The sequence below is a fragment of the Streptomyces monticola genome, assembly GCF_042665355.1.
GTDB lineage: Bacteria > Actinomycetota > Actinomycetes > Streptomycetales > Streptomycetaceae > Streptomyces > Streptomyces monticola.
Window position 1 is genome coordinate 105,495 of sequence record NZ_JBHTCF010000017.1, and the last position, 15,558, is coordinate 121,052.

Genomic DNA, 15,558 nt, shown 5'->3' on the forward strand with positions numbered 1-15,558 from the left:
CGGGAGGGTGCGGCCGGTGGTCGGTCGGCCTGACTGCTATCGGTCCCCGAAGATCGTGCGGTGCCAGTCCTTCCTGACGGCCGCGGTGTTGTCGTACATGACGTGCTTGATCTGCGTGTACTCCTCGAAGGAGTACGCGGACATGTCCTTGCCGAAGCCGGAGGCCTTGTAGCCGCCGTGCGGCATCTCGCTGAGGATCGGGATGTGGTCGTTGATCCAGACGCAGCCCGCCTTGATGGCGCGGGTGGCGTGCCCGGCGCGGAAGACATCGCGGGTCCAGGCGGAGGCGGCCAGGCCGTACGGGGTGTCGTTGGCGAGCCGCAGCCCTTCTTCGTCGGAGTCGAAGGGCAGGACGACCAGGACGGGCCCGAAGATCTCGGACTGGACGATCTCGCTGTCCTGCGCGGCGTCGACGACGAGGGTGGGGTGGTAGTACGCCCCGTCGAGCTTCGGGGCCGCGCCGCCGGTGACGATCCGGGCGTAGGAACGGGCCCGGTCCACGAAGGCGGCGACGCGGTCGCGCTGGGCGTGGCTGATGAGCGGGCCGAGGTCGGTGGACTCCTCGAAGGGGTCGCCGAGCCTGACCGTCCGCATCAGGTCCGCGACCCCGGCCACGAAGGCGTCGTACAGCGGGCGTTGGACGTACGCGCGCGTGGCGGCGGTGCAGTCCTGGCCGGTGTTGATCAGGGCGCCGGCGACCGCGCCGTGCACGGCGGCTTCGAGGTCGGCGTCGTCGAAGACGACGAACGGTGCCTTGCCGCCCAGCTCAAGGTGCAGCCGCTTCACCGTGGACGTGGCGATCTCGGCGACACGCTTGCCGACGGCGGTGGACCCGGTGAAGGAGGTCATCGCGACGTCCGGGTGCCCGACGAGGTGCTCGCCTGCGTCCCGTCCGGCCCCGGTGACGATATTGACGACCCCGTCGGGGATACCCGCTTCGGTGGCCGCCTGGGCGAACATCAGCGAGGTGAAGGGGGTGAGCTCGGCGGGCTTGAGGACGATGGTGTTGCCCGCGGCGATGGCGGGGAGCACCTTCCAGGCGGCCATCTGGAGCGGGTAGTTCCAGGGCGCGATGGAGCCGACGACGCCGATGGGTTCACGGCGTACGTACGAGGTGTGGTCGGCGCTGTACTCCCCCGCGGACTGCCCCTGCAGATGCCGGGCGGCGCCCGCGAAGAAGGCGGTGTTGTCCACGCTGCCGGGGACGTCGAATTCCCGGCTGAGCTTGATCGGCTTACCGCACTGCAGCGACTCGGCCTGTGCGAACTCCTCGGCGCGCTCGGCCAGTACGGCCGCGAAGCGGTGCATGGCGTCGGAGCGCTCGCCCGGGGTGGCGCCCGCCCAGCCGGTGAAGGCGTCCTTCGCGGCGGCCACCGCGGCGTCGACGTCCTCGGTGCCCGCCAACTCGTAGCGCAGGACGTCGTGTCCGGTCGCCGGGTCGACGACGGTGTGATCGCGCCCCGAGGTACCCGGGCGCAGCCGCCCCCCGATGTACTGGGCGCCGTCCGCGAAGCGGTCCTGTGCGGGGAAGCGGTCCTGTGCGGGGGAACGGTCCTGTGCGGGGAAGCCGGGTGCGGCCGCGGCCGTGCCGCCGTTGCTGTTGCTGCTGTTGCCCATCGCGCGCTCTTCCGTAGCTCCAGCTCGATTTGAGTGACGATCCTGACAGAGGGCTGCCCGTCCGCCAAGGGATTCCGTTGTTGCCTTTTGATTACGCGACGGAATCGGTCGACCACGTGTCGAGTCACCTGGAAAATCCAGGGACGGAATGTCAGTGGTTCCTGAGAGACTCGCATGCATGTCCGAGGGGAAGATCGACGAACTGGTCGAGCAGATCGCGCGCAAGCAGCGGGGACAGTCGGGGCAGCGGGTGAAGTTCCTGCACTTCTGGGGGCACCGCCCGCGTAAGGACGGGCAGATGGGCGCGAGTTGCCTCAGTCAGTGGTGGCCCTCGCCGTTCACGGTGGACGGCGTGGAGTACGCCTCGGCGGAGCACTGGATGATGGCCGCGAAGGCCCGCCTCTTCGACGACGCGGACGCCGAGCGCGCGGCTCTCACCGCCACGTCCCCCGCCGCCGCGAAGAAGGCGGGGCGCCTGGTGCGGGACTTCGACGACACGGTCTGGCAGCGCGAGCGGTACGGCATCGTGGTCGAGGGCAGCGTCCATAAATTCGCCTCGGCCCCGGAGCTGCGGGAGTTCCTGGTCGGAACGGGCGAGCGGGTCCTGGTGGAGGCCAGCCCGCTGGACCGGATCTGGGGCATCGGACTCGCCGCCGACGACGAGCGGGCCGAGGATCCGCGGCGATGGCAGGGGCTGAACCTGCTGGGGTTCGCGCTGATGGAGGCGCGGGAGCGGTTGCGCTGAGGCTCGGCCACCGCTGGATGGCGCCCCCGGAAGGGCTGAACATGTAGCCCCTCCGGGGATGAGGATGGAGGCCCCCTCCCGGTTACGGGAAGGGGCGGGACCGGGGAATCACCCCGACTCCACGGACAGCGACAGCGAAGTGCCGCTCACCCCGAAGTCCACATCCGAGTCGACGGACGAGCTGCCCGCCGTCACGATGACCACCACGAGAAGCGCGAGGCCGAGGGCCGTGCCCGCCGCGCCGCAGATGATGCCCGTGAGCGCCTGGCCCGGGTTCGTGGCCTCGCCGCGCTTCGCCTTCCCCCGCCCGATCACGCCGAAGATGATCGCGAGGATGCCGACGATGATGGCGATCGGCCACAGACAGAAGATCGCCGCCGCGACGATACCGAGCACCATCGCCGTCAGACCCATCCCGTTGCTGGGCTGCATCGGCATGTGCTGCCAGCCGTAGCCGCCCTGCCCGGCGACCGGATAGCCCGGGTAGCCGGGGTAACCGGGATAGCCGCCCTGTACGGGCGCACCGTACGGCGAAGGAGCGGGGCCGCCGGGTGCCACGGGCGGCGGGGGCACGGCCTCCGCGGCGCCAGCGCCGCCGCCCGGTCCCGGGTAGCCGTAAGGCACACCCGGGGTGGCGGCACCGGGGCTCTGCCACGCGTCCGGACCCGGTGCGGCGCCCGGCGCGGACGAGACCCCGGCCTGGTCGCGGACCGGCGCCTGCGCACCGTCCCGCGGCGGCGCCCACGGATCCCGCGGCTCAGCGGAGCCGGAGCCCGAGCCCGAGTCGGTGCCCGAGCCCGAGTCGGTGCCCGAGCCCGAGCCCGAGTCGGTGCCCGAGCCGGAACCGGAGCCGGAGCCCGCGGTGCCGGAGTTCTTCGTGAGCGACACATCCCCGCCGCCCGCCCCCGGGCCCCCCTCGGGCCGTGCAGCCGATTCCCGCGGCGCGGCCCACGGGTCGTGCTGTTCGGGCTCGCCCGGCGTCGGCCGTGCTTCGTCGGACATGGGCGGTCCCCTCTTTAGTACGTTCCGTCATGCTAAGGCCCAAGAACCCGGTTCACCGGCGGCCTCTTACGATGATCCCCGATACGCCGATCAGCCGATCATCCGCGCCCCCGCCGGGCGCCCTCTCCGGGGAGGAACCCTTGTCCGATCTGCACGCCTTCATCGGCGGACTGCCCAAAGCCGAACTGCACGTCCACCACGTGGGCTCCGCCTCCCCGCGCATCGTCTCGGAGCTGGCCGCCCGGCACCCCGACTCCAAGGTCCCCACGGACCCGGAGGCCCTGGCCGACTACTTCACGTTCACGGACTTCTCGCACTTCATCGAGGTCTATCTCTCGGTCGTGGATCTGATCCGCACCCCGGAGGACGTCCGTCTGCTCACCTACGAGGTGGCCCGTGACATGGCCCGCCAGCAGATCCGCTACGCCGAGCTGACCATCACCCCCTACAGCTCCACCCGCCGCGGCATCGACGCCCGTGCCTTCATGGACGCCATCGAGGACGCCCGCAAGGCCGCCGAGGCCGAGTTCGGCACCGTCCTGCGCTGGTGCTTCGACATCCCCGGCGAGGCGGGTCTCGACGCCGCCGAGGAGACGGCCCGGCTCGCCACCGACGACCGGCTGCGCCCCGAAGGCCTGGTCTCGTTCGGCCTCGGCGGGCCCGAACTCGGCGTACCGCGCCCGCAGTTCAAGCCGTACTTCGACCGCGCCATCGCCGCGGGTCTGCACAGCGTCCCGCACGCCGGCGAGACCACGGGTCCCGGCACCATCTGGGACGCCCTGAACGACCTGCGGGCCGAGCGCATCGGCCACGGCACCAGCGCCACGAAGGACCCCGACCTGCTGCGCCACCTCGCCGAGCACCGCATCCCGCTGGAGGTGTGCCCCACGTCGAACATCGCGACCCGCGCCGTCCTCGAACTCGACGAGCACCCCGTCAAGGAGATGACCGCCGCCGGGGTCCTGGTCACCATCAACTCCGACGACCCGCCGATGTTCGGCACCGACCTCAACAACGAGTACGCGGTCGCCGCCCGTCTCCTGGACCTCGACGAGCGCGGCCTCGCGGAGCTCGCCAAGAACGCCGTCGCCGTCTCGTTCCTCGACGACACGGGCAAGGCGGAGCTGGCCGCCGAGATCGACTCGTACACGGCGAACTGGCTCGCCCCCTGACGGGCCTTCCCCGCGTCGGGTTCGCCCCGGTGAACACCCCTGGTGACAATGGGCGCATGCAGACCGTCACCGCCGTGGGCCACCGGGGCGACCCGTATCTGGCCCGCGAGAACACCCTGCCGTCCCTGCGTTCCGCGTTCGCCGCGGGCGCGGACAGTGTGGAGATCGATGTCCGGCTGACCCGCGACGGCGTGCCGGTGCTCCTGCACGACGACACGCTCAAGCGCCTGTGGGGCCACGACCGGCCCCTCGCGCAGCTCTCCGCGGCCGAGCTGCGCGGGCTCACCGGGGGCGGGGTGCCCACCTTCGAGGAGGCGCTCCGGGCGACCGCGGGCCACCGGGTCATGATCGACCTGCCGGGTGCGACGCCCGAAGCGGTCCGCGCCGTCGTCGGCGCCGTGCACGACTGCGGGGCCGCCGAGCGGGCGTACTACTGCGCGGGCGCCTCGACGATGCTGGCCGTACGGGCCGCGGACCCGGCCGCGGAGATCGCCCTGACCTGGACGACGCTCGCCCCCGCGCGCCCGGTGCTGCTCGACGCCGTGCGGCCCCGCTGGCTCAACTACCGCTTCGGGCTGCTGAACCGGGAACTCGTCGCCCGGATCCACAAGGACGGACAGCTCGTCTCCTGCTGGACCCCCGACACCCGCCGCTCGATGCGCCGGCTGCTCGACGCGGGCGTGGACTCCATCACCACGAACCGGGTGAGCGCACTGTGCGCCCTGCGCACGGCCACCGGCTGAACGGCCCTCCCTCGCTCACGACCGCTCCCTGACCGGCAGCCCTCCCCCGCTCACGACCGCCCCCTGACCTGCAGCCCTCCCCCGCTCACGACCGCCCCCTTAAGGGGCGTCCCCCACAACCCCCTTACACGGGGCGGGGGTTGGCCCGGGGCCCGGCCAGGGTCGGCCCCCTCCCTGAAGGTGATCCACAACTCCCCCTGGCCGCACAGGATGTGAGGCGTACCGCACCACCACCCGTCACACACCCCGGAGCAGCCCATGCGCCGCCGCGCCCGTACGACCGTCCTGGCCACCGCGCTCGTCCTCGCCTTCACCGCGGGCCCGCTCGCGGCCCCCGCACTCGCCGCCACGTCTGCCGACGCCACCGCCTTCGCCGCCCCGGCCTCCGCCGCCCCGGCCTCCGAAGGACAGCACGGCGGTCCGGACGTGGCCGCCCTGGAGAAGGCACTGGAGGGCCTGCCCGACAAGGACGCCACCTCGGCGATCGTCCGCGTGGGCGGCAAGGGGAGCTGGCACGGCAGCGCCGGGGTCCGCGATCTGAGAACCGGGGCGAAAGCCCTGGAGAACGCCCGCTTCCGGGCCGGTTCCACGACCAAGGCGGTCACCGCCGCGGTCGTCCTCAAACTCGCCGCCGAGGGCCGGATCGATCTGGACGGCACGGTGCAGTCGTATCTGCCGGGCCTGCTCACGGACGCCTTCGAGCCCATCACCGTACGGCAGTTGCTGAACTACACCAGTGGCCTGCAAGGCGGGAAGTCCCTGGGCGACACGGTCGACGAGGAGTACCCGCACCGTTTCGAGACGCTCACGCCCGAGGAGGTCGTGGCCTCGTCCGTGGCCAAGGGACCGCGGCACGCGCCGGGCGCCGCACAGCACTACGGCAACATCCACTACCTCGTACTCGCGATGCTGATCGAGAAGGTCACCGGCGACACCTACGAACACCAGGCCGCCGTCAAGGTCTTCAAGCCCCTCGGCATGCGCCACACCTCCTTCCCCGACGGCCCCGACCCGCGTATCCACGGCCCGCACAACCGCGGCTACGAGGACATGGACGGCAAGCTCGTCGATGTGACGGAGTGGAACATGTCGGACCGCTGGGCGGCGGGCGACATGATCTCGACGGCCGCCGACATGGAACGTCTCCTGGTGGGCCTCTTCAGCGGACGGCTCCTGCCGCAGCCCCAGTTGAAGGAGATGTTCACCGTCCCGGACGTGCCGGGGGCGCGCTACGGCGCCGCTCTGGAGCGGTTCGAGGTCAACGGCCGTGAGATCTGGGGCAAGACGGGCGCGCGCCCCGGCTATCACGCCGTGCTTGCCGCGACCCGCGACCTGTCCCGCACGGTCGTCTACTCGGTCACCGCGACCAGCGCCAAGGAGGACGGCCTGGCCCTCGCCCAGCGCTTCGCCTTCCCCGCGTTCAACAGCTGACGGCCCCCGGGCCCCGGCGAGCGCGTCAGAGCCCGGCGATCCCGTTCCACCGTTTCGCCAGCTCGGGCCGCTCCTTCGAGGTGATGTCCCGGGCGATCGCGAGCCGCTTGCGCATCGCGCCGTCCGGGAAGATCAGCGGGTCATCGGCGAGGGCGGCGGTCTCCTTGTCCTTGGCCGAGGCGAGGACGTCGCGGGCGGCGGGGACGGGGCAGACGTAGTTGACCCAGGCGGCGAGTTCGGCGGCGACCTCGGGGTCGTAGTAGTAGTCAATCAGGGCCTCGGCGTTGCGCTTGTGGCGGGCCAGGTTGGGGATCATCAGGGACTCGGCCCAGAGTTCGGCGCCCTCTTCGGGGACCACGAACTCGATCTCCGGCCGGTCCGCCTGGAGCTGGATGACATCGCCCGAGTAGGCCTGGCAGGCGAGGACGTCGCCGCTCTCCAGGTCCTTGATGTAGTCGTTGCCGGTGAAACGGCGGATGTGCCGGCCCCGGACCAGCTTCTCGACGCGGTCGCACACCCGGTGGAAGTCGTCCGCCGTCCATCGTGTGATGTCCACGCCGTCGCCCTGCATCAGCAGCGCGAACGCCTCGTCGAGGCCGGAGAGCAGCGTGACCCGCCCCTTGAGGTCATCCGCCCACAGATCGTTCACGTGCCGGATCTCCCGGCCGAGCTGCTCGCGGTTGTACGCGATGCCGGTGATCCCGGACTGCCAGGGCACGGAGTAGCGGCGGCCCTTGTCGAAGTGCGGTGAACGCAGCAGCGGATCGAGGTACTTGGCGACCCGCGGCTGCCGGGCGCGGTCCATCTCCTGCACCCAGCCGAGCCGGACGAAGCGGGCGCACATCCAGTCGCTGACGACGACCAGATCGCGGCCGGTCTCCTGGTGGTTCATCAGGGACGGGCTGATCTTCCCGAAGAACTCGTCGTTGTCGTTGATCTCCTCGGTGTACGTCACCGCTATCCCGGTGCGCTTCTCGAAGGCCTCCAGGGTCGGGCGGCGCGCGGCGTCCTCGTCGTCGGTGTCGATGTAGAGCGGCCAGTTGGCGAAGGCGAGCCGCTTGTCACGGGCCGAGCGGTCCGCGGCGCCGCGCTCGTCGGCGGCTATGTACGCGGACGGCACCCCGCACCCGCTCAGCGCGGCCAGGGCGCCCGCGGCACCGAGCCCTTTCAGCAACGTACGACGTGAAGCAACGGTCATGATCCAAGCCTCACTTGACGGGAGCGGGGCGGGCAATGGACACGTTGTCCATTGCCCGCCCCGATTACCAGCCCGTCTGGGGGGTATCCGCGGGGACCTCAGCCCAGCGACGCCATCAGCCCAGCGACGTTGTCAGCCCAGCGACGTCATCAGCCCAGCGACGTCATCACGTGCTTCACACGCGTGTAGTCGTCGAAGCCGTACGACGAGAGGTCCTTGCCGTAGCCGGACTTCTTGAAGCCGCCGTGCGGCATCTCCGCGACCAGCGGGATGTGCGTGTTGATCCATACGCAGCCGAAGTCGAGGGCCTTGGAAAGCCGCATCGCGCGGGCGTGGTCCTTCGTCCAGACCGAGGAGGCCAGGGCGTAGTCCACGCCGTTCGCGTACTCGATCGCCTGGTCCTCGTCGCTGAAGGACTGCACGGTGATGACCGGGCCGAAGACCTCCTGCTGGATGATCTCGTCGTCCTGCTTGAGCCCGGAGACGACGGTCGCCGCGTAGAAGTAGCCCTTGTCGCCGACGCGCTGGCCACCGGCCTCCACGCGCGCGTGCGCGGGCAGACGCTCGATGAAGCCCTCGACCTGGGCGAGCTGGTTGGGGTTGTTCAGCGGGCCGTAAGCCACGTCCTCGTCGTCCGGCATACCGGTCTTGGTGTCGGCGGCGGCCTTGGCGAGCGCGGTCACGAACTCGTCGTGGACCGACTCGTGGACGAGGACGCGGGTCGCGGCCGTACAGTCCTGCCCGGCGTTGAAGTAGCCCGCCTCGGCGATGCCCTCGACGGCCTTGGCGAGGTCGGCGTCCTCGAAGACGACGACCGGGGCCTTGCCGCCGAGCTCCAGGTGGACCCGCTTGAGGTCCTTGGCGGCGGACTCGGCGACCTGCATGCCGGCGCGCACGGAGCCGGTGATGGAGGCCATCGCGGGGGTGGGGTGCTCGACCATCGCGCGGCCGGTGTCACGGTCACCGGTGACGACGTTGAAGACGCCCTTCGGCACGATCGCGCCGATGATCTCGGCCATCAGGACCGTCGACGCCGGGGTGGTGTCGGAGGGCTTGAGGACGACCGTGTTGCCCGCGGCGAGGGCCGGGGCGAACTTCCATACGGCCATCATCATGGGGTAGTTCCACGGCGCGACCTGCGCGCAGACGCCGATCGGCTCGCGCCGGATCATCGACGTCAGACCCTCCATGTACTCGCCCGCGGCGCGGCCTTCGAGCATCCGCGCGGCGCCCGCGAAGAAGCGGATCTGGTCGATCATCATCGGGATCTCTTCGGAGCGGGTGAGCCCGACGGGCTTGCCGCAGTTCTCCGACTCGACCGCGATGAGCTCCTCCTGGCGCTCCTCGAAGGCGTCGGCGATCTTGAGCAGTGCCTTCTGGCGCTCGGCCGGCACGAGGTCGCGCCAGGCCGGGAAGGCCTTCGCGGCGGCGGCCATCGCGGCGTCGACGTCGGCCTGGCCCGACAGGGGCGCGGTGGCATAGGCCTCGCCGGTAGCCGGGTTGACCACCTCGGTGGTCCGCCCGTCCGCGGCGTCCCGGAATTCTCCGTCGATGTAGTTGCGCAGACGACGCAGTTCGGTGGTCACTGCGGCCTCCTTCGAGAGATTCGCGTACGGCTGGAGTCCAATGGGTGAGACATGGCCACCCTAACCAAAGGTCCCACGCTTTCAACATACCCACAGCCCTATAACGACGGAATCGGTGGGCCCAAGGTCCCTGAGCAACGAATTTCATCGGTTTCCACTTGCGGGACCAACGACTCGTCATGCACAGTGAGGGACGTGGCCAGTCGAAGCGCAGACTCCCCCAGAACCGACACCTCTCGATCAGGGCACGGCTCCTCCCCCTCGGTGGACGCCGTCTCCCTCGCCATCATCGAGCAGCTGCAGGAGGACGGACGCCGTCCGTACGCCGCGATCGGCAAGGCCGTGGGCCTGTCCGAAGCGGCCGTGCGCCAGCGCGTCCAGAAGCTGCTCGACCAGGGCGTGATGCAGATCGTCGCCGTCACCGACCCGCTCACCGTGGGCTTCAGACGCCAGGCGATGCTCGGCATCACCGTCGAGGGCGATCTGGATCCGGTGGCGGACGCGCTGACAGCCATGCAGGAGGTCGAGTACGTGGTCCTCACCGCGGGCTCCTACGACATCCTCGCCGAGGTTGTCTGCGAGGACGACGACCACCTGCTCGAAGTGATCAACAAACGCGTCCGCAGCCTCCCTGGCGTGCGCTCCACCGAGAGCTTCGTCTACCTCAAGCTCAAGAAGCAGACCTATATGTGGGGAACCCGATAGCCGTGAGCAAGGACCTCAGCGACCGCAGCGACCTCTCGAAGTCCGCCTACGACCACCTGTGGATGCACTTCACCCGCATGTCGTCGTACGAGAACGCACCCGTGCCCACCATCGCGCGCGGCGAGGGCACCTACATCTACGACGACAAGGGCAAGCGCTACCTCGACGGCCTCTCCGGCCTGTTCGTGGTCAACGCGGGCCACGGCCGCGTGGAGCTCGCCGAGACCGCGTACAAGCAGGCGCAGGAGCTCGCCTTCTTCCCGGTCTGGTCCTACGCCCACCCCAAGGCCGTCGAACTCGCCGAGTGCCTCGCGGGCTACGCCCCCGGCGACCTGAACAAGGTCTTCTTCACCACCGGCGGCGGCGAGGCGGTCGAGACCGCCTGGAAGCTCGCCAAGCAGTACTTCAAGCTCAAGGGCCAGCACACCAAGTACAAGGTCATCTCGCGTGCGGTCGCCTACCACGGCACCCCGCAGGGCGCCCTGTCCATCACCGGACTCCCGGCCCTGAAGGCCCCGTTCGAGCCGCTCGTGCCCGGTGCGCACAAGGTCCCGAACACCAACATCTACCGCGCCCCGATCCACGGCGACGACCCCGAGGCCTTCGGCCGCTGGGCCGCCGACCAGATCGAGCAGCAGATCCTCTTCGAGGGCCCCGAGACCGTCGCGGCCGTCTTCCTGGAGCCGGTGCAGAACGCCGGCGGCTGCTTCCCGCCCCCGCCCGGCTACTTCCAGCGGGTCCGCGAGATCTGCGACCAGTACGACGTGCTGCTCGTCTCCGACGAGGTCATCTGCGCCTTCGGCCGCCTCGGCACGATGTTCGCCTGCGACAAGTTCGGCTACGTACCGGACATGATCACCTGCGCCAAGGGCATGACATCGGGCTACTCCCCGATCGGCGCCTGCATCATCTCCGACCGCATCGCCGAGCCCTTCTACCAGGGCGACAACACCTTCCTGCACGGCTACACCTTCGGCGGCCACCCGGTCTCCGCCGCCGTCGGCGTGGCCAACCTCGACATCTTCGAGCGCGAGGGCCTGAACAAGCACGTCCTCGACAACGAGGGCAACTTCTTCGACACCCTCAAGAAGCTGCACGACCTGCCGATCGTCGGCGACGTCCGCGGCAACGGCTTCTTCTACGGCATCGAACTCGTCAAGGACAAGGTCACCAAGGAGAGCTTCAACGACGAGGAGACCGAGCGCGTCCTGTACGGCTTCCTCTCCAAGGCGCTCTTCGACAACGGCCTCTACTGCCGGGCCGACGACCGCGGCGACCCGGTCATCCAGCTGGCGCCGCCGCTGATCTCCGACCAGTCGACCTTCGACGAGATCGAGCAGATCCTGCGCTCCGTCCTCACGGAGGCCTGGACGAAGCTGTAGGCACCGCTCCAGGAGTTCCAAGTACCCGGCCCGGGTGCCCCGTTCGAGTGAGAACGGGTGCCCCCGGGCCGCGTGCTGTCCGCTGTGTCCGCCTATGTCCCTACGGTTCCAGTGACCGATCGGCCTTCTTCTCGTTCCCCCATACGGGGGACGGCCCTTCGCAATGGAACCGAGGTGTTACGCCATGGTGGCCCCGCCGGACAACGACGTGCTCTGGGCACGCGCCCTGCACTTCTCCCACAACGGCTCGCCCGCGCTCACCGGCGTCTCCCTCGGTGTCCGCGAACGCGAGATCCTCGCCGTCACCGGCCCGCGCGGCTGCGGCAAGACGACCCTGCTGCAGTGCCTGTCGGGCCAACTCGTCCCCCACCAGGGCGAGGTGTGGTTCAACTCCACGCCCGTGCACACCATGGGCCCCCTCGTCCGCGAGCGCCTGCGCCGCGACAAGTTCGGCTGGATCGACCCCGAGCCACAGCTCGTCCCCGAACTCACCGCCTGGGAGAACGCCGCCCTGCCCCTGATGCTGCGCGGCGCCTCCAACCGCGCCTCACGCAAGGCCGCCCTGGAGTGGCTGGAGCGCCTCGACATCGGCGGCTGCGCCCGCAAACGCCCCTACGCCCTGGTGCAGGCCGAACGCCAACGCGTCGCCATCGCCCGCGCGTTGGTCACCGCACCCACCGTCCTGTTCGCCGACGAGCCCACCGCGCCGCTGCACCGCGCCGACCGCGCCCATGTCCTGCGGACCCTGACGACGGCCGCCCGCTCGCACGGCATCACCGTCGTCCTCGCCACCCACGACGCCGAGGTCGCCGCCCTCGCCGACCGCTCGGTGTCCTTGCTCGACGGCCGCCGCGTCCACACCGTCCGACTGCCCGCGGGCCCCGGGGACATGACGGTGGAAGGGGCGGCGTGCTCGCTCTCCGTCTAGCCCGCGGCGCCCACCCTCTCGTCCTGCTCCGCCGGCTCGCGGTCTCGGCTGCCTCCGCGGGCACCGGCTTCCTCCTGCTGTGCACCCTCGGGTACGCCGTCGGGCACCCCGACGCCGCCCGCGCCTCGGCACTGCGGCTCGCCTGGTGCGCGGCGCCCCTGGCCGCCACCGTGCACCTCGCGGTCGCCGTGGCCCGCACCGACCCGGCGACCCGGCCGCGCGCCGGACTCTCCGCGGTCGGCCTCGGACCCGGCCGGATGATGCTGCTCTCCGCGATCTCCACGGCCGTCTCCTGCCTTCTCGGCTCCCTCCTGGCCCTGGCGCTCTTCCTGCATCTGCGCGGCGACATCAGCGGCCTTCCCCTGGACGGCGGGGCGGCCGAACTCCTCGGCGCCGGGCGCCCGATGCCGCTTCCGGCCGTCTTCACGCTGCTGCTCCTTGTGCCGCTCGCGGCCACCGCCGCCGGCGCCGTCGCCCTGCGCCCGCGCCAGCTCAAACCCGGCGACGAACAGGACCCGCAGGCCCCCGAACCGCCCGCGCCCGCACCCGGCGGACTCCCCTGGGGCGTCGCCCTCATGGCCGCCGGCCTCGCCGTGGAGACATACGCCGCCCGCGGCACGGGCACCGGCGGCCTGCCCCTGCCCGGCCCCGTGGCGGCCGCCTCCGCGGCCGTCCTGGCCGGCTGGGCCGTCACCGCGCTCGGCCTCGCCCTGGCGGGCCCCGGTCTGACCTTCCTGTGCGGGCGGGTCCTGCAGTCGCTGCGGCCGGGGGCGGCCCGGCTGCTCGCGGGCCGGGTGCTGCAGGAGGAGGCCCGCCGTATCGGCCGCCCCCTCGGCGTGGTGTGCGCGGTCGCCTCCGGTGCGATCGCCGCCGTCTCGCTGTACGGCGACGGCGCACCGCGCACCGGCCCGCTGACGCTGCTCGGGGTCACCCTGGTCGGCGGCTGCACCGTCCTGACGCTCCTGACCGCCGCCGTCGAGGCCCGCCAGGCGCGGGCCCACACCACGGCGGCACTGCTCAGGCTCGGCGCTCCCATGTCGCTTCTGCGCGGCGCGGCGGGCCTGCGCGCCATCGCACTGTTCACCGTCTTCGCGCCGCTGACCTGGGCGATCGGCACGCTGGCAGCGGTGCCGCTGACGTCCTGAAGGCCGCCAGGAGACGTCCTGCGGGCCTTCAGGGGAGCTCTCGCGAAAAAAGTTTCCGGACGAGCGATGAGTTCCGCGCGGGCCCGCGGTCTATCCCTGCGTACCGCACGCACCGCACCGCGACGACACCCACGGAGGAGCCGGCCATGGCCGCCAACACCTACCAGCAGATGGTCTTCATCAACCTCGCCACGAAGGACCTGGACAGCTCCAAGAAGTTCTTCACCGAGCTCGGCTACTCCATCAACGCGCAGTTCAGCGACGACAATTGCGCCTCCGTGGTGATCAGCGACACCATCGTCCTGATGGTCATGACGGAGCAGCGGTTCGCGGACTTCTCCGTGAAGCCGCTGAACGACTCGTCGAAGTCCACCGAGACGCTGATCTGTCTCAGCGCCGAGAGCCGCGACAAGGTCGACGAGCTCGCCGACAAGGCCCTCGCCGCGGGCGGCTCCCCCGCCAAGGACCCCCAGGACTACGGCATGATGTACGGCCGTTCGTTCCTGGACCCCGACGGCCATCACTTCGAGGTCATGTGGATGGACCCGAGCGCGGTCCAGGGCTGACCGGTACCCGTCCCCCGGTGGTGCGAGGGGCGGGGAGCGCCGGATCCCGGAGGCGGACGCCATTAGCATGGGCCCGTGTCCGACCGACCCGCCCCCGCCCCGCACCCCTCGGCCGACCGCGAGATCGAGACGCTCGCCGAGTTCGACGCCGCCCTGGCGGCCCACCGCGGTCTCGCCCACCACCGCGTCCAGGGCATCGATCTGACGGAGCGCACCTTCGCTCTGCTGACCGCCGACACCGAGGGCGCCGTGTTCCTCGGCTGCCCCATGCAGGAGGACGCCGCCGCGAAGGTGAGGGCGGGCGGCGCCCTGGTCTTCCCGCCGGTGCCCGGGCTGCCCTTCGACCCGTACCGCGGTCTGCTCTACACCCCCGACGAGCTGTTCGCCCGGCTCGCCGACGGCTACGACGCCACCCCGGACTCCGCCACGTACGCCTGGCTGCAGGAGACGAAGGCGGACGGCGACATCTTCGCGTCGATGCTGCGCGCCGTGCACGACGACTCGATCTCCGACGCCCTGGACGAACTCCTCGCGGGTGAACGGGTGGTGGGGGTCATGGGCGGCCACGCCATGGCCCGCGGCACCGATGCCTACGCGGGCGCCGCCCGTCTCGGCCGCGCACTGTCCGTCATGGGCCTGACCGTCGCCACCGGCGGCGGCCCGGGCGCGATGGAGGCCGCCAACCTGGGCGCCTATTCCTCGCGCCACGACGACGAGATGCTGGACGAGGCCCTCGAACTCCTCGCCAAGGCCCCGTCGTTCACGCCCTCCGTCACCGACTGGGCGCAGGCCGCCTTCGCCGTCCGCGAGCGCTGGCCCTTCGGCGGTACGTCGGTGGGCATCCCCACCTGGTTCTACGGCCACGAGCCGCCGAACGCCTTCGCGGGCCACATCGCCAAGTACTTCGCCAACGCCACCCGCGAGGACGGCCTCCTGGCCCGCTCCAACGCCGGCGTCATCTTCCTGCCGGGGGCCGCGGGCACGGTCCAGGAGATCTTCGACAACGCGACGCCCAACTACTACGAGTCGCGCGGCGAACCCACCCCGATGGTCCTGGTCGGCCGCCACCACTGGACGGAACGGCTGCCCGCCTGGCCGCTGCTGCGCTCCCTGGCCGAGGAGCGTGCGATGGAGTCCCGGATCGCCCTGGTCGACTCGGTGGAAGAGGCGGCGGACGCCCTGCACCGGCTCGCCGTCTGAGCGGCCCCCAGCTGAGGGGGCGCCAAGAGAGTCGGAGTGCGGGGCCCCAGGGGGGGCAGCCCCCGTCCCGGGAAGTGGACTTGGCACCACCCGCACCGGGGGCCGGGGCCCAGCGACGTGAGCGCCGTCGCGGCACAG

Annotated in this window: 13 protein-coding genes and 1 pseudogene; 10 read left to right on the plus strand and 4 right to left on the minus strand. The window is 71.0% G+C overall.

Annotated features, from left to right (window positions below; translation table 11 throughout):
* Positions 1–36: 36 nt before the first annotated feature.
* Positions 37–1,617: a gamma-aminobutyraldehyde dehydrogenase gene (locus ACFQVC_RS31535; protein WP_381837018.1), complete on the minus strand. Its 1,581-nt coding sequence runs from the start codon at positions 1,615–1,617 to the stop codon at positions 37–39.
* A gap of 178 nt (positions 1,618–1,795) precedes the next feature.
* Here ACFQVC_RS31535 and ACFQVC_RS31540 point away from each other — a divergent pair, with 178 nt between their 5' ends.
* Entirely contained in the window at positions 1,796–2,362 is a 567-nt protein-coding gene (locus tag ACFQVC_RS31540; RefSeq protein WP_381837020.1) for an NADAR family protein, read from the plus strand.
* Positions 2,363–2,470: 108 nt separating this feature from the next.
* Here the strand turns inward: ACFQVC_RS31540 and ACFQVC_RS31545 are convergent, their stop codons facing one another.
* Complete coding sequence (locus ACFQVC_RS31545) at positions 2,471–3,364, minus strand: DUF4190 domain-containing protein (protein ID WP_381837022.1); 894 nt, start codon at positions 3,362–3,364, stop codon at positions 2,471–2,473.
* Between the two features lie 97 nt (positions 3,365–3,461).
* Here ACFQVC_RS31545 and ACFQVC_RS31550 point away from each other — a divergent pair.
* The 3 genes and pseudogenes from ACFQVC_RS31550 (at position 3,462) to ACFQVC_RS31560 (ending at position 6,710) form a co-directional block, all read left to right on the plus strand.
* A pseudogene (locus tag ACFQVC_RS31550) lies at positions 3,462–4,536 on the plus strand (adenosine deaminase).
* 56 nt (positions 4,537–4,592) lie between these two features.
* Positions 4,593–5,279: a glycerophosphodiester phosphodiesterase gene (locus ACFQVC_RS31555; protein ID WP_381837024.1), complete on the plus strand. Its 687-nt coding sequence runs from the start codon at positions 4,593–4,595 to the stop codon at positions 5,277–5,279.
* 258 nt (positions 5,280–5,537) lie between these two features.
* Positions 5,538–6,710, plus strand: coding sequence for a serine hydrolase domain-containing protein (locus ACFQVC_RS31560; RefSeq protein ID WP_381837026.1), 1,173 nt, complete (start codon positions 5,538–5,540; stop codon positions 6,708–6,710).
* 25 nt (positions 6,711–6,735) lie between these two features.
* Here ACFQVC_RS31560 and ACFQVC_RS31565 read toward each other — a convergent pair whose 3' ends face one another.
* The gene (locus ACFQVC_RS31565; RefSeq protein ID WP_381837028.1) at positions 6,736–7,908 is read right to left on the minus strand and encodes a polyamine ABC transporter substrate-binding protein; all 1,173 of its coding nucleotides are present in this window, start codon (positions 7,906–7,908) and stop codon (positions 6,736–6,738) included.
* Positions 7,909–8,057: 149 nt separating this feature from the next.
* A complete protein-coding gene (locus ACFQVC_RS31570) occupies positions 8,058–9,494 on the minus strand; it encodes a gamma-aminobutyraldehyde dehydrogenase (protein ID WP_381837030.1) in 1,437 nt (478 codons plus the stop codon).
* A gap of 195 nt (positions 9,495–9,689) precedes the next feature.
* On the opposite strand from ACFQVC_RS31570, the gene ACFQVC_RS31575 reads away from it, so the two are divergent.
* The 6 genes from ACFQVC_RS31575 to ACFQVC_RS31600 all read left to right on the plus strand — a co-directional run bounded on the left by ACFQVC_RS31575 (position 9,690) and on the right by ACFQVC_RS31600 (position 15,420).
* On the plus strand, positions 9,690–10,199 hold the full coding sequence (locus ACFQVC_RS31575; RefSeq protein ID WP_381837032.1) for an Lrp/AsnC family transcriptional regulator: 510 nt from the start codon (positions 9,690–9,692) through the stop codon (positions 10,197–10,199).
* Positions 10,184–11,581 carry an aspartate aminotransferase family protein gene (locus ACFQVC_RS31580; RefSeq protein WP_381837034.1) on the plus strand — a complete coding sequence of 466 codons (1,398 nt, stop codon included), beginning with the start codon at positions 10,184–10,186 and terminating at the stop codon, positions 11,579–11,581. Before ACFQVC_RS31575 ends, ACFQVC_RS31580 begins: the two co-directional genes overlap by 16 nt.
* A gap of 184 nt (positions 11,582–11,765) precedes the next feature.
* Positions 11,766–12,509, plus strand: coding sequence for an ABC transporter ATP-binding protein (locus ACFQVC_RS31585; protein WP_381837036.1), 744 nt, complete (start codon positions 11,766–11,768; stop codon positions 12,507–12,509).
* The gene (locus ACFQVC_RS31590; protein ID WP_381837038.1) at positions 12,491–13,654 is read left to right on the plus strand and encodes a hypothetical protein; all 1,164 of its coding nucleotides are present in this window, start codon (positions 12,491–12,493) and stop codon (positions 13,652–13,654) included. The genes ACFQVC_RS31585 and ACFQVC_RS31590 overlap by 19 nt, the downstream gene beginning before the upstream one ends.
* A gap of 146 nt (positions 13,655–13,800) precedes the next feature.
* On the plus strand, positions 13,801–14,220 hold the full coding sequence (locus tag ACFQVC_RS31595; protein WP_381837040.1) for a VOC family protein: 420 nt from the start codon (positions 13,801–13,803) through the stop codon (positions 14,218–14,220).
* A 75-nt stretch (positions 14,221–14,295) separates the two neighbouring features.
* Positions 14,296–15,420, plus strand: a complete 1,125-nt coding sequence (locus ACFQVC_RS31600) for an LOG family protein (RefSeq protein WP_381837042.1) — start codon at positions 14,296–14,298, stop codon at positions 15,418–15,420.
* Positions 15,421–15,558: the final 138 nt, after the last annotated feature.

What these genes read in the sequence shown, in the direction of transcription:
- ACFQVC_RS31540 (WP_381837020.1), top strand. Translation starts at nt 1,796, where the DNA reads ATGTCCGAGGGGAAGATCGACGAACTGGTCGAGCAGATCGCGCGCAAG.
- ACFQVC_RS31565 (WP_381837028.1), bottom strand. Translation starts at nt 7,908, where the DNA reads ATGACCGTTGCTTCACGTCGTACGTTGCTGAAAGGGCTCGGTGCCGCG.
- ACFQVC_RS31535 (WP_381837018.1), bottom strand. Translation starts at nt 1,617, where the DNA reads ATGGGCAACAGCAGCAACAGCAACGGCGGCACGGCCGCGGCCGCACCC.
- ACFQVC_RS31545 (WP_381837022.1), bottom strand. Translation starts at nt 3,364, where the DNA reads ATGTCCGACGAAGCACGGCCGACGCCGGGCGAGCCCGAACAGCACGAC.
- ACFQVC_RS31595 (WP_381837040.1), top strand. Translation starts at nt 13,801, where the DNA reads ATGGCCGCCAACACCTACCAGCAGATGGTCTTCATCAACCTCGCCACG.
- ACFQVC_RS31555 (WP_381837024.1), top strand. Translation starts at nt 4,593, where the DNA reads ATGCAGACCGTCACCGCCGTGGGCCACCGGGGCGACCCGTATCTGGCC.
- ACFQVC_RS31585 (WP_381837036.1), top strand. Translation starts at nt 11,766, where the DNA reads ATGGTGGCCCCGCCGGACAACGACGTGCTCTGGGCACGCGCCCTGCAC.
- ACFQVC_RS31560 (WP_381837026.1), top strand. Translation starts at nt 5,538, where the DNA reads ATGCGCCGCCGCGCCCGTACGACCGTCCTGGCCACCGCGCTCGTCCTC.